This window comes from Pseudomonas sp. NFIX28, from assembly GCF_900107395.1.
Taxonomy (GTDB): domain Bacteria; phylum Pseudomonadota; class Gammaproteobacteria; order Pseudomonadales; family Pseudomonadaceae; genus Aquipseudomonas.
The window spans coordinates 432,439-444,769 of sequence record NZ_FNPW01000004.1 but is presented as its reverse complement, the minus strand read 5'-3'; the positions used below and the strand labels follow the sequence as shown (position 1 = coordinate 444,769).

The following is a 12,331-nucleotide window of genomic DNA, read 5'->3' as shown; positions in this document are numbered from 1 at the left end:
GGTTTGAGGGGGGGCGCAGCTCGACCTGAAACACGTCCCGCTAGCGTAGGAGCGAGGCTTGCCCGCGAAAGCGTCCGTCGTCCCGGCACCGGGTTTCGGGGCAGAGTTGGGTGGTGGTTGTGGGACTCAGGGGATGCCGTTGCGGCCATGCAGCAGGAAGCCTGGGCGGTTACTGAGCCGTGTATAATAGGCGGCGACGGCGGGGTAGTCCGGGTGTTCGATGGGCGCCGCGGCCCAGCGATGCACCGACAGCCCGAGGACGATATCGGCCAGGCTGAACTCCGTGCCGAGCACAAAGGCGCCGGTGCTCGCCAGTTGCCGTTCGAGCAGGGCCATCTTGGCGTTCCAGCCGCGAATGCCGGCGGCGATCCGCTGCGGGTCCTGAAAGTCCGGATGCTGGCGGACCAGCGCGACGAAGGCATAGCTCCAGGCCGGATTGAGCTCCGTGGCCTGCCAATCCATCCATTGCTCCACCAACGCCCGCCCCCGCGGTTCGCTGGGCAGCAGCCGTTGCCCGGCGACCTTGCTGGTCAGGTAGCGGCAGATGCTGTTGGATTCCCAGAGCACGCCGGCGTCATCGATCAGCACCGGCACTTGGGCATTGGGGTTGAGCTTGAGAAATTCGGGGGTGTCGGTCGATTGGAAGCCGCTGCCCCAATCCTCGCGTTCGTAGGGCAGCCCCAGTTCCTCACAGGTCCACAGTACTTTTCTGACATTGATCGACGAGGCTTTACCGAGAATTCTCAAGGTGCCCATGGGCGCTTTCCTTGGCGAATGGAGGAGCCTGGAAATCTAACAGCGTCGCCGGCCTTCGGCGATGCCGATTTGCGCGGCGGCTCAGGTCGGATCCGGCAGCGCCGAGGCAGGCAAGCCGAAGACCTGGTCGAACAGCCAATTGAAGACGAAGGTGTAGCAAGGGATGAATAGGATCAGCGCCAGGTCCAGCAAAAAGGCCTGGACCAGGCTGATGTGCATCCACCAGGCGATCAGCGGGATCAGGAACAGGATCAGCGTCAGCTGGAAACCCACGGCATGGGCCACGCGCCGCTTGACCGTGCGGGTCCGTGAGACCTGGCGGCTTTCCCAGCGCTCGAACAGGCCGGTGTAGATGAAGTTCCAGGTCACCGCGATGCTGGTAATCACCACCGCCAGCGGGCCGGTGCTGCTGGGCGAGGTGCCGGACAGCAAAGCCAGGCCCAGGGCCGAGAAAGTCATGCCGAACACTTCGAACAGTGACACGTAAACCAATTTGCGCTTGATGCCTTGCATAACTTTTTTCTCCGCGTTCGTGGGCCCGAGCCGGTCCCTTTGCAGGAATGGCTGGCGAATGCGGCGCAAGATAGCTTCAATATGCCTGATAGAAAAAGTCAGTAGCTTTCAGGTTTGCTGATAGATCGACATCCAAGACAGGCGTCTGCATGAATTTCTCCAGCGACAGCATCCAGTTGTTTCTTGCCGTGCTCGAGCGCGGTTCGTTTTCCGCGGCGGCCCGGGCCCTGGGCAAGGTGCCTTCGGCGGTGAGCATGGGCATCGCCAACCTCGAGGCCGAACTGGGCTACCCCTTGTTCGATCGCAGCCATCGCGAGCCGGTGCCCACCGCCATGGCCAATGCCCTGGCGCCCCACGCGCGGCTGATCGCCGAGCAGCTCAAGCACCTGCAGGTGCATGCGGTGGAGCTGTCGCTGGGCCTGGAAAGCCGGCTGTCCATCGGCGTGGTCGAGGACATCGACAAGTCCCGGGTGCTGGCGGCGATCAAGCTGATCGCCGAGCGCCATCCGTTGCTCGATATCGAGGTGCTGAGCGCGCCCCAGGACGATGTGCTGCAACTGCTGCACAGCGGCCGGATCGCCGTGGGCGTGGCGTTCGCCGGGCTGAGCCTGAACGTGCTGGAGTATTTCCAGTACGTCGGCAGCGAGCGGATGATCGCCTGCATTTCCGCGCGCCACCCCTTGCCCGCGGCGCCGGATGACACCTTGTACCTGGAGGAGTTGGTCAACGTGCGCCAGGTGGTGGTCGCCAGCCGCGACCTGCCGATCCGCGACACCCGGCCGCTGATCGCCGAGTCCTACTGGCGTACCGACAGCCTGGCCATGGCCCTGGACATGGTCGAGTCCGGCATCGGCTGGGGCAATTTCCCGCTGTCGGTGATCGCGCCCTTGCTCAAGGCGGGAAGGCTCAAGCGCCTGACCTTCAAGAACATCGACAACGGCCTGCTGCTGCCGGTGCACGCGGTGTGGCTGAAGAACCAGCCGCTGCAAAAGGCTGCCCAGGCTTTTGTGCAGTTGCTGGGTGGGCATGACCCGGCGCTGGCTTCCCAGGTTGCGCCAGAGATAAGGCCGTAAGCGCTCGGGCTCATGGGGCCGGGCGGGGAGTGGCCTGCGGCTCGCCGGCCAGCGCCTGGTGGCGCAGCCAGTCGAGCAAGCGGGCCACGGGCGAGCCGGCGTCGATTGCCTCGGGCGACAACAGGTAATAGGCGCTGCCGTCGGCAACAAAGCCGAAAGGCGCCACCAGCAAGCCCGACTCCAGGTCGTCGCGCACCAGTTGCCAGGGCGCGATGGCCAGCCCCAGTCCGGCCACCGCCGCTTGCAGGCTGAAATAGAAATGCTCGAAGACCTGTTCCGTGCCCGGCGCCTGTTGCACTGCCTTGAGCTTCGACCATTGCTCCCAGGCCGTTGCCCGGGTCGCGCTGTGCAGGCGCGGCGCCGTAGCCGACAGGCACACGCCGCCGCTGGCGTCGCGGGTCCAGCCGGTGGCCTGGTCCGGCCGGCACACCGGGCCGATGGCTTCATCGAACAGCCACTGCGCGTGGGTGTGCGGCGGCCAGGGAAAGTCGTTGCGGCGGATCGCCAGGTCGATGCCTTGAGCAAAGGCGAAGGGTCCGCCGCCAGCCACCAGTTGCAGGGGGATATCCGGATGAGCGGCGAAGAATGCTGGAATCCGCGGGATCAGCCAGCGCATCAGCAGGGTCGGCTCGCAGGACAGCACCAGGGCCGCGGCCGGGTCCGGCGTTCGCAGTTTGCGCGCGGCGGCGTCGATCAAGTCGAAGGCGTTCGTCACGCTGTGCAGCAATTCACGCCCGGCCTCGGTGAGAAAGACCCGATGGCTGCGCCGTTCGAACAGGCGAGTGCCGAGGTCTTCTTCCAGGGCGCGCACGGCGCGGCTGATGGCGCCATGGGTCAGGTGCAGGGCCTCGCCGGCGCGGGTGAAGCTTTCCAGGCGGGCCGCGGCCTCGAAACAGCGCAGGGCACTGAGGGGCGGCAGGCGGCGATGGGCTGTCTGTGAGTTTTTATCACCGAGAGTGTCAGTTTTCATCGTTCGCCTTGTGGCTGTAGTGGCCCATAAAGTATGGGCCCGATTCTATAGCGAAGGCGTTTGAAAATGACCGAATTGTTAGCGGTAATCACCATTACCATTCTGGCGGTGCTCAGCCCGGGGCCGGATTTCGCCATGGTCACGCGCAACAGCCTGCTGCTGTCGCGCCGGCATGGCGTGCTCACGGCGCTGGGCATCGGGCTCGGCGTGATGCTGCATATCGGCTACACGCTGTTGGGCGTCGGGCTGCTGGTCAAGGAGTCGCTGCTGCTGTTCAACCTGCTGAAAATCGCCGGGGCGCTGTATCTGGTGTATCTCGGGATCGGCATGTTGCGCAGCCGCGCGGTCGAGGAGCAGGTAACGGTCGATGTGCCGCGGGTCTCGGCGTGGGCGGCGTTGCGTACGGGGTTTTTGACCAATGCGCTGAACCCCAAGACCATGATTTTCGTGGTCAGCCTGTTCATGCAGGTGATACAGCCGGGAAGCGCTGCGGGGCTGCAGGTCGGCTATGGCGCGATCATCGTCCTGGCCCATGTGCTGTGGTTCGTTGCCGTGGCGCTGTTCTTCTCGACGCCGGGCATCCGGGCCCGGCTCATGGCTTACAAGCGGCGCATCGACCAGGTGTTCGGCGTCCTGCTGGTGGGGTTCGGTGGGCTGCTCAGCGTCCTGAGCCTGCGCCCCTGACGCCTCAGGTGCTTTCGCGCACCTTCAGCTCGAAGCCCATGTCCACCACCGGCCGGGCCACGCTGTTGCCGGCTATCAGGGTCAGCAGCTGTTCCGCGGCGCGGCGGCCGATGGCTTCGCGCGGGGTGCTGATGCTGCTCAGGCGCGGCACCATGTGCGCCGAGGCCGGCAGGTCGTTGAAGCCCATCACCGCCACTTGCTCGGGAATCTTGATGCCGCAGCGCATGGCTTCCAGCAGGGCGCCGTGGGCCAGGTCGTCGTTGCCGAAGAAGATCGCGTCCACGTCCGGGTGGCTGTGCATCAGTTGCAGGAACAGTTCGCCACCCAGGCCCACCGACGACGGGCGCGGGGTGAGGACTTCCAATTTCGGGTCGTAGAGTCCGGCCTTCTCCAGGCCACGGCGGAACCCTTCGCCGCGCATCAGGGTGCGCTGGTCGAGCTGGGCGCCGATATAGGCCAAGCGCTTGCGGCCACGGGAGATCAGGTGCTCGGCGGCGGTTTCCCCGGCATTGTGCTGGGAGAAACCCACGCAGTTCACGCCGGCCTCGGGGTTGAGGTCCATCATGTAGACGCAGGGAACATTGCTGGCTTCGACCATCCGTCGGGCACTTTCGGTCCGATCGAAGCCGGTCAGCAACAAGCCGCGGGGCTGGTAGGCCATGTAATTGCGCAGCAGGTTCTCTTCTTCATCGCGCGAATAATGGAAGTTGCCGATCAGCACTTCGAAGCCCTTGGGCCGCAGGACCTGATGAATGGCTTCCAGGGTATCGATGAACAGCAGGTTGGACAGCGACGGCACCAGCACCACCACCGAATGGCTCTGGGCCGAGGCCAGGGCGCGGGCGGCGGGGTTGACCACGTAGTTGAGTTCGCGGGCGGCCTTCTGCACTTTTTCCACCAGTTCGGTGGCTACCGTGTCGATGCCGCGCAGGGCGCGAGAGGCCGTGATCGGGCTGACGCCGGCCAGGCGCGCGACTTCGTTGAGGGTAGGGCGCCCCGTGGTGCGGGTATTTTTATCGTTCTTGGAGGAGGTCATCAGACGGCTTGCCAAACAAAATTCAAGTCACTAAGGTAGCGCTGTCTCGAAACAGCTGCAATGCGTGAGCGCGGTCAGCCTGACCCGCACTCTTTGGTTTCGCGGCCTATATACGCGGCAACCCACAAAAATGACAAGAAGGCGTCGGCAGAAACTATTTTTGCACTGGATACTCGAAGAGCGAAGATAGCGCTGTCTGCGCGCTGAGGTGTTACATGAGTCAACCCATCACCGCCCTGGTCATCATGGGCGTTGCCGGCTGCGGCAAGTCCAGCGTCAGTGAAGCGCTGTGCCGGCGCAGCGGCGCCACGGCCATTGAAGGCGATACGTTCCACCCTGCCGCCAATATCGCCAAGATGAGTGCCGGTACTCCCCTGAACGACGACGACCGTGCCGGCTGGCTCGACAGCCTGTGCGACGAGTTGCGTCGTGCCCTGGCCGCCGGACAGCGTCCGGTGCTGACCTGCTCGGCACTCAAGCGCAAGTACCGCGACCGCCTGCGCAGCGCCACGCCTGGCCTGGGCTTCGTTTTCCTGCAAATGACACCACAGGTAGCCGCCGATCGCGTGGCTCATCGTCCGGGGCATTTCATGCCTTCGACCCTGATCGACAGTCAGTTCGCCACCCTCGAATCTCCCGTGGGCGAACCCCTGACCCTGGCATTGGACGCCACCACCCACAGCGTTGACCAGTTGGCCGAACAGGCCCATGGCTGGTGGCTGGAGCACGGGCTGGATTCATCCCGATAAGCTTCGGTTCACCTAGATAGCGCTATCCCACTCGGCTCACGTTTTTAACGCTTGAATAAAAACAACAAACCGGAGGCAACCCCATGTTTGGCATGTCCCATGAGACCTATCTGCTGGTAGATGCAGTGGTCACCATTATCGGCCTGATTGTGCTGATCACCCGCTTCAAGCTGCATCCCTTCATTGCCCTGACCATCGCCGCAGGTTTCCTCGGCCTGACTTCGGGCATGCCGGTGGACAAGATCATCAAGGCGTTCCAGGACGGCTTCGGTGGGGTACTTGGTTTTGTCGGGATCATCCTCGCGCTGGGCACCATGCTCGGCAAAATGATGGCTGAATCCGGCGGCGCGGATCAGATCGCCCAGACCCTGATCCGCTCGTTCGGCAAGGAGCGGGTGCAGTGGGCGATGATGTTCGCCGCCTTCCTGGTGGGCATCCCGCTGTTCTTCGAGATCGGCTTCGTGCTGCTGATCCCGCTGGTGTTCATCGTCGCCCGGCGCACCGGTGTGTCGATCATCAAGATCGGTATCCCGCTGCTGGCCGGCCTGTCCGCGGTGCACGGCCTGGTGCCGCCGCATCCGGGCCCGCTGCTGGCCATCGGCGTGTTCGGCGCCGACATCGGCAAGACCATTCTCTACGGCCTGATCGTAGCCCTGCCGACCGCGATCATCGCCGGTCCGATCTACGGCACCTTCATCGCCAAGTACATCCCGGGTCATCCGAACCAGGAACTGGTGGACCAGCTGGCGCGCGAGAACACCTCGGCCAACCTGCCGAGCTTCAGCGTGACCCTGCTGACCGTGCTGCTGCCGGTGTTCCTGATGCTGCTCAAGACCTTCGCCGACGTGGCCTTCCCGGACGGGCATTTCTTCCGCATCTGGATGGACATGATCGGTCACCCGATCAGCGCGCTGCTGCTGGCCTTGCTGTTGTCGCTCTATACCTTCGGTTCGCGCCAGGGCATCGGCTCCAAGCAGATCCTCAAGCTGCTCGACGCCAGCCTGGCGCCGACCGCGGCGATCATCCTGATCATCGGTGCCGGCGGTGGCTTCAAGCAGATGCTGGTGACCAGCGGCGTGGGTGACGTGATCGGCCACATGGCGGTCAACGCGCAGATCTCGCCGATCCTCCTGGCGTGGCTGGTGGCGGCGGTGATCCGGATCGCCACCGGTTCGGCGACCGTGGCGACCATTACCGGCGCGGGCATCGTGGTGCCGGTGGTCGGCATGATCCCTGGGGTCAACCGCGAGCTGTTGGTGCTGGCCACCGGCGCCGGCTCGCTGATCCTGTCCCACGTCAACGACGCCGGTTTCTGGCTGGTGAAGCAGTATTTCAACATGACCGTGGCGGAAACCTTCAAGACCTGGACCGCGATGGAAACCATCCTCTCGGTGGTGGGCCTGATCTTTATCCTGTTGCTGTCGCTGGTGGTCTGACCCGATCCCTGTAGCCGCTGCCGAAGGCTGCGATCGGCCGGTACGGCCGTAGCGATCTTGCAATCGCTGAAGGCCCTTCGGCCCTTATCGCAGCCTGCGGCAGCGGCTACAGGATCATGTCGGCTGGTTATTAGCCGGACACAAAAAAACCGCATCGCTGCGGTTTTTTTGTGCCTGCTTGTTGGTCGGTGCCTATCAGCCTTTCTGCACCAGCCCGTCGGCGCGGAACATGCCGCGGATGCCGCGCACGGCCTGGCGGATGCGGTCCTGGTTTTCGATCAGGGCGAAGCGCACATGGTCGTCGCCGTACTCACCGAAACCCACCCCTGGCGAGACGCAGACCTTGGCCTCGGCCAAAAGCTTCTTGGCGAACTCCAGCGAGCCCAGGTGCGCGTAGGCCTCGGGAATCTTCGCCCAGACGTACATCGAAGCCTTGGGGTTCTCGACCATCCAGCCCAGTTCGTGCAGGCCTTTGACCAGCACATTGCGGCGCTGGCGGTACTGCTCGGCGATGTCCTTCACGCACTGCTGGTCGCCTTCCAGCGCGGCGATGGCCGCCACCTGCAGCGGGGTGAAGGTGCCGTAGTCGTGGTAGCTCTTGATCCGCGCCAGGGCGCTGACCAGCTCCGGGTTGCCGACCATGAAGCCGATACGCCAGCCGGCCATGTTGTAGCTCTTGGACAGGGTGAAGAACTCCACGGCAATGTCCTTGGCGCCCGGCACCTGCATGATCGACGGGGCTTTCCAGCCGTCGTAGACGATGTCGGCGTAGGCCAGGTCGTGGATCACCAGCACGTCGTACTGCTTGGCCAGGGCGATCACCCGTTCGAAGAAATCCAGCTCCACGCACTGCGCGGTGGGGTTGGACGGGAAGCCCAGGATCATCATCTTCGGCTTGGGGATCGAGCCACGGATGGCCCGCTCCAGCTCGTCGAAGAAATCCACGCCCGGCACCAGCGGCACCGAACGCACCTGGGCGCCGGCGATCACCGCGCCGTAGATGTGGATCGGGTAGCTCGGGTTGGGCACCAGCACGGTGTCGCCCTGGTCCAGGGTGGCGAGCATCAGGTGCGCCAGGCCTTCCTTGGAACCGATGGTGACGATGGCTTCGCTTTCCGGGTCGATGTCGACCTCGTAGCGATCCTTGTACCAGCGCGAAATGGCCCGGCGCAGTCGCGGAATACCCTTGGAGGTGGAGTAGCCGTGGGTGTCTTCGCGCTGGGCGACGGTGACCAGTTTCTCGACGATGTGTGGCGGAGTCGCCCCGTCGGGGTTACCCATGCTCAAGTCGATGATGTCTTCGCCGCGCCGACGCGCAGCCATCTTCAGCTCGGCAGTGATATTGAAAACGTAGGGGGGGAGTCGATCTATGCGCGCAAAGCGGCGCGGCGAACCTTGTTCGGCCATTGTTGCCTCGGAGTACGTGAGCGCCCGGAACCGTCCGAGCGACGTCGGCCACTGCGGTGGCCTGGGGGCAGACGATAAGGGCTGCGGCGCCAGGCTGTCCAGAGGGGCAGGGCAAGTATTTTTTTGCCGGCGCCGGCGTTGCCTGGACAGGGATTTGCATCATGGTGGCGGCAGTCGCGGCACGCGCGTTGTGTTCGCCGGGCCCGCCCGCGTTAAATACCCCCCACTCGAACAACCGCATCGAACAGGATGAATGATGGAGTTTACCAGCGGCTTTCTGCTGAGCCTTTCGCTGTGCCTGGACATAGGCGTGGCCAATATCGCGATGATTACCCTGGCCATGCAGCGTGGTTATTTCCAGGGTTTCTGCCTGGGCCTGGGCACCTGTGTCGGCGACCTGGTCTACGCCGTGCTGGCGCTGGCCGGAATGACCGTGCTGCTGCAGTACGAGGCGGTGCGCTGGGTGTTGTGGATCGGCGGCTCGGTGCTGCTGGTGTATTTCGCGGCGAAGATGATCTATTCGGCGATCCATCACAGCGCCGTGCTGGCCGAGGCCGGTGCGGTCGACAACGGTTCGCCGCGCAAGGAGTTTTTCCGCGGCATCTTCCTGGCCATGTCGTCCCCCAGCGCGATCCTCTGGTTCGCCGCGGTGGGCGGCACCCTGATTGCCCGTTCCGGTGGCGGCGACCTGCTCAGTTCGGGGCTGTTCCTCAGCGGTTTCTTTTGCGCCGGGCTGGCCTGGGTGATGGGCCTATGCCTTGCCGCGACCCAGGGCGGCAAGCTGCTGGGCGACAAGCTGTTGCGCTACTCCTACCTGGCATCTGCGGCGATCTTCTGCTATTTCGCGGTCTACGTGATCCTTTCCGGTTACCAGGAATTCATCGTCGGTTCGGCGGTCGCGGAACTTCCCGGGCTCTGACACGGCGGTTCGGGGGTTGGCTTCTATACTCCCAGCCGCGTGTTCTTCAGCCAGGAGTTGCATTATGGATGTGCAAAAACAGGCCCATGGGCCGGTACCGTGCTTCAAAAAGGGGCGTTTTCTGCTGATCGCCGGTCTGGGCGGGCGTTTTACTCCGCAGACGACGCAACGCATTCCTGAGCTCTGGGAACGCTTCATACCGCATCTGGGCAAGATCCCCGGCCAGGTGGGGGAGACGACCTACGGCATTTGCTGCAACCCCGACGGCGAGGGCGGTTTCGAATACATCGCCGGGGTCGAGATCAGCAAGCTCGACGACCTGCCCGGGCTGTATCGCTGGGTCGAGGTGCCGCCGCAGCACTACGCGGTGTTCGAGCACAAGGGGCCGCTCGCGGACTTGCCGCAGACCTTCCAATACATCTGGAAAACCTGGCTGCCACAGTCCGGGCGCGAAGCCGCCGAGGCGCCGGAATTCGAACGCTACAGCGCCGATTTCAACCCCGATACCGGCCACGGCGTGCTGGAAATCTGGCTGCCGCTCAAGGAGCAGTGACCCGCCCCCTGCGATTGGCCGGGCCTGCGGGCCCGGTCATTTGCCCTTGCCCGGCCGGCGGGCGCGCCACAGGTCGATGGACAGGGTGACAAAACCGAAGGCACTGATGCCCAGCAGCACCAGCAAACCGATCTGAACATTGCTCATGGCGACTTCCGTACTCGATCAGGATGGAAAGATTGAACCCTGATAAATAGCCGGATCGACGCGCGGATGACAGCGACTCTACGCAAGCTTTACGGCCTGGCCGCCAATCGATATGCCCAGCTTATTACTTTATGATCGGCGGCATTTCCGCCATCGCCGACCTGCCTTCCATGACCATCTCCAGCCCGTTGATCCGCCAAGTCGCTACCGCTGACCTGGACCCTTGCTTCGCCATCGAAACCCTGGCCTACGAAGGCGACGAAGCCGCCACGCGGGACAAGATCGCCACCCGCATCGCCACCTGGCCCGAAGGCTTCATCGTTGCCGAAGTGGATGGCGTGGTGGCCGGTTTCATCAACTCCGGCGCCGCTTTCGAGGTCGAGATGGCCGACGAGGCGTTCAAGGAACTGATTGGCCACGACCCGGCCGGGCCTCACGTGGTGATCATGTCGGTGGTGGTGCACCCGGACTTCCAGGGCCAGGGTATTTCCCGGCATTTGCTGGAGGCTTTCATCGAGCGCATGCGCGGCCTGGGCAAGGCCAGCATCAACCTGATGTGCAAGGAGCGGCATGTGCCGCTGTACGAGCGCTTCGGCTTCGTCTACCTCAAGGCCTCGGCGTCGGACCATGGCGGCATGGCCTGGCATGAAATGGTGCTGGAGTTATAAAGGCATGACGCCGCGCGTAGGAGCGAGGCTTGCCCGCGAAAAGGGCGCCGCGGTCTGGCTGATGTACCGCGTTAACCTTTATCGCGAGCAAGCTTCGCTCCTACAGAAGCATTTAATACAGGCTGTTTTGCACGCGCTCCGGCATTTCCCGGTCGTAGCGCTCGGCGTCGAACTGGCCGTCGCAAAGGCGCTTGAGGATGGCGCCGGCCGAGGGCAGGGCCGAGCGTTCCAGGTAATGCTCGGGGTTCCACAGGTCGGAACGCACGATGGCCTTGGAGCAGTGGAAATAGGCCGCCTCGACATCCACCAGAATCACCGTGCGCGCCGCCTTGCCATGTACCGCGAAGCTTTCCAGCAGCGCCGGCTCGTTTGAGATGCGCGCCCGGCCATTGACCCGCAGGGTCTCGCCGATGCCCGGGATGATGAACAGCAGCGCCACCCGCGGGTCGCTGATGATATTGCGCAGGCTGTCGATGCGGTTGTTGCCCGGGCGGTCGGGCAGGGCCAGGGTGCGCTCGTCGAGGATCCGCACGAAACCCGGTGCATCGCCGCGGGGCGAGCCGTCCATGCCGTCCGGGCCGACGGTGCTCAGGATCACCAGCGGCGAGGCGCGCACCATGGCCTGGTAATCCGCGTTGAGGAAGGGGATTTCCTTGCGTACGGCCCGCTCAATGGGTTGGCCGTAGATCGCTTCCAGTTGCTCGAGGGTGGTCAGCATCATGCTTCTCCTGGGGAACGTCAGAAAATCAGGGCCAGGCGGCGTTCATAGCCGATGCGGCCCCTGTAGGCTTCGCCGCTGTCGACCCAGCCTTGTTTCAGGTACAGGTTGAAGGCCGCTTCGTTGCCGGCATCCACCGACAGCATCAGCCCCTTGATGTCGGGCCACACCTGGCGCACGGCGCCGGGCAGGGCTTGCAGGCAGGCCTTGCCATAGCCCTGGCCCTGGACCCGGCGATCGACCTGCAGGGCGTGCAGGGTGGCGGTGCCGGGGTCGGCCCAATGGGGCAGGAACGGCGGGCGCTTGAGCAGCAGGAACGCCACCGGGATTTCGTCGGCGAGCAGGGCGAAGCCCTTGATACCGGGCTCCGGCGCCTTGAGCAGGGTATGCAGCGCGGTGTAGATGTCACCGGAAAAACTCTTCTGCTGCGGGTGCACCTCGAGCGCGTCGAGTTGCTGCAGTTGCCTGACGTCGAGCTCCTCATAGGGCACGAGTCGGGTTGTCACTGGGGTATCCATTCCGGGCTCTGCTGACGGACGGTGAGAAATGCCGATTCTAGCGATTTGCCCTTCGTCCCGGTTTTTTTCCTGGCCTTGTCGATTTGCCTGGCGGCCAGACGACTAAGGGTGTCTTCACGATTCAACGGTCGCCCAGCGGCGCCCGCCTTGAGCCTGTGTCACTCAAATCGCAAGGAGAACCGCC

The 12,331-nt window shown here is 63.9% G+C and carries 14 protein-coding genes; 7 read left to right on the top strand and 7 right to left on the bottom strand.

Going from position 1 to position 12,331, the window contains the following annotated elements; genetic code table 11:
* Positions 1-126 precede the first annotated feature (126 nt).
* Both BLV20_RS10880 and BLV20_RS10875 read right to left on the bottom strand, forming a co-directional pair.
* Entirely contained in the window at positions 127-756 is a 630-nt protein-coding gene (locus BLV20_RS10880; protein WP_092300881.1) for a glutathione S-transferase family protein, read from the bottom strand.
* Between the two features lie 81 nt (positions 757-837).
* Entirely contained in the window at positions 838-1,269 is a 432-nt protein-coding gene (locus BLV20_RS10875) for a PACE efflux transporter (RefSeq protein WP_092300878.1), read from the bottom strand.
* Between the two features lie 149 nt (positions 1,270-1,418).
* Between BLV20_RS10875 and BLV20_RS10870 the strand changes: the two genes are divergently transcribed.
* Entirely contained in the window at positions 1,419-2,342 is a 924-nt protein-coding gene (locus BLV20_RS10870; RefSeq protein ID WP_092300875.1) for a LysR family transcriptional regulator, read from the top strand.
* Positions 2,343-2,352: 10 nt separating this feature from the next.
* Here the strand turns inward: BLV20_RS10870 and BLV20_RS10865 are convergent, their stop codons facing one another.
* Entirely contained in the window at positions 2,353-3,312 is a 960-nt protein-coding gene (locus tag BLV20_RS10865) for a LysR family transcriptional regulator (protein ID WP_092300871.1), read from the bottom strand.
* 66 nt (positions 3,313-3,378) lie between these two features.
* Here BLV20_RS10865 and BLV20_RS10860 point away from each other — a divergent pair, with 66 nt between their 5' ends.
* Positions 3,379-3,996 (top strand): LysE family translocator, encoded by a 618-nt coding sequence (locus tag BLV20_RS10860; protein ID WP_092300868.1) that lies wholly within the window; start codon positions 3,379-3,381, stop codon positions 3,994-3,996.
* 4 nt (positions 3,997-4,000) lie between these two features.
* On the opposite strand, the gene BLV20_RS10855 is transcribed toward BLV20_RS10860, so the two are convergent.
* On the bottom strand, positions 4,001-5,032 hold the full coding sequence (locus tag BLV20_RS10855) for an HTH-type transcriptional regulator GntR (protein ID WP_092300865.1): 1,032 nt from the start codon (positions 5,030-5,032) through the stop codon (positions 4,001-4,003).
* Between the two features lie 215 nt (positions 5,033-5,247).
* On the opposite strand from BLV20_RS10855, the gene BLV20_RS10850 reads away from it, so the two are divergent.
* Together BLV20_RS10850 and BLV20_RS10845 are read left to right on the top strand one after the other, a co-directional pair.
* Positions 5,248-5,781, top strand: coding sequence for a gluconokinase (locus BLV20_RS10850; protein WP_092300862.1), 534 nt, complete (start codon positions 5,248-5,250; stop codon positions 5,779-5,781).
* An 83-nt stretch (positions 5,782-5,864) separates the two neighbouring features.
* Complete coding sequence (locus tag BLV20_RS10845) at positions 5,865-7,217, top strand: GntP family permease (protein ID WP_092300859.1); 1,353 nt, start codon at positions 5,865-5,867, stop codon at positions 7,215-7,217.
* A gap of 195 nt (positions 7,218-7,412) precedes the next feature.
* Here BLV20_RS10845 and alaC read toward each other — a convergent pair whose 3' ends face one another.
* Positions 7,413-8,624, bottom strand: a complete 1,212-nt coding sequence (gene alaC, locus BLV20_RS10840) for an alanine transaminase (RefSeq protein WP_007925133.1) — start codon at positions 8,622-8,624, stop codon at positions 7,413-7,415.
* 256 nt (positions 8,625-8,880) lie between these two features.
* Here alaC and BLV20_RS10835 point away from each other — a divergent pair, with 256 nt between their 5' ends.
* The 3 genes from BLV20_RS10835 (at position 8,881) to BLV20_RS10825 (ending at position 10,911) form a co-directional block, all read left to right on the top strand.
* Positions 8,881-9,543: a LysE family translocator gene (locus BLV20_RS10835; protein WP_092300856.1), complete on the top strand. Its 663-nt coding sequence runs from the start codon at positions 8,881-8,883 to the stop codon at positions 9,541-9,543.
* A 64-nt stretch (positions 9,544-9,607) separates the two neighbouring features.
* Positions 9,608-10,096 (top strand): GyrI-like domain-containing protein, encoded by a 489-nt coding sequence (locus BLV20_RS10830; RefSeq protein WP_092300853.1) that lies wholly within the window; start codon positions 9,608-9,610, stop codon positions 10,094-10,096.
* A 317-nt stretch (positions 10,097-10,413) separates the two neighbouring features.
* Positions 10,414-10,911: a GNAT family N-acetyltransferase gene (locus tag BLV20_RS10825; RefSeq protein ID WP_092301062.1), complete on the top strand. Its 498-nt coding sequence runs from the start codon at positions 10,414-10,416 to the stop codon at positions 10,909-10,911.
* A gap of 112 nt (positions 10,912-11,023) precedes the next feature.
* Here BLV20_RS10825 and BLV20_RS10820 read toward each other — a convergent pair whose 3' ends face one another.
* Entirely contained in the window at positions 11,024-11,629 is a 606-nt protein-coding gene (locus BLV20_RS10820) for a pyridoxamine 5'-phosphate oxidase family protein (RefSeq protein WP_092300850.1), read from the bottom strand.
* A gap of 20 nt (positions 11,630-11,649) precedes the next feature.
* Positions 11,650-12,135, bottom strand: coding sequence for a GNAT family N-acetyltransferase (locus BLV20_RS10815; protein WP_175540173.1), 486 nt, complete (start codon positions 12,133-12,135; stop codon positions 11,650-11,652).
* Between the last annotated feature and the right edge of the window lie 196 nt (positions 12,136-12,331).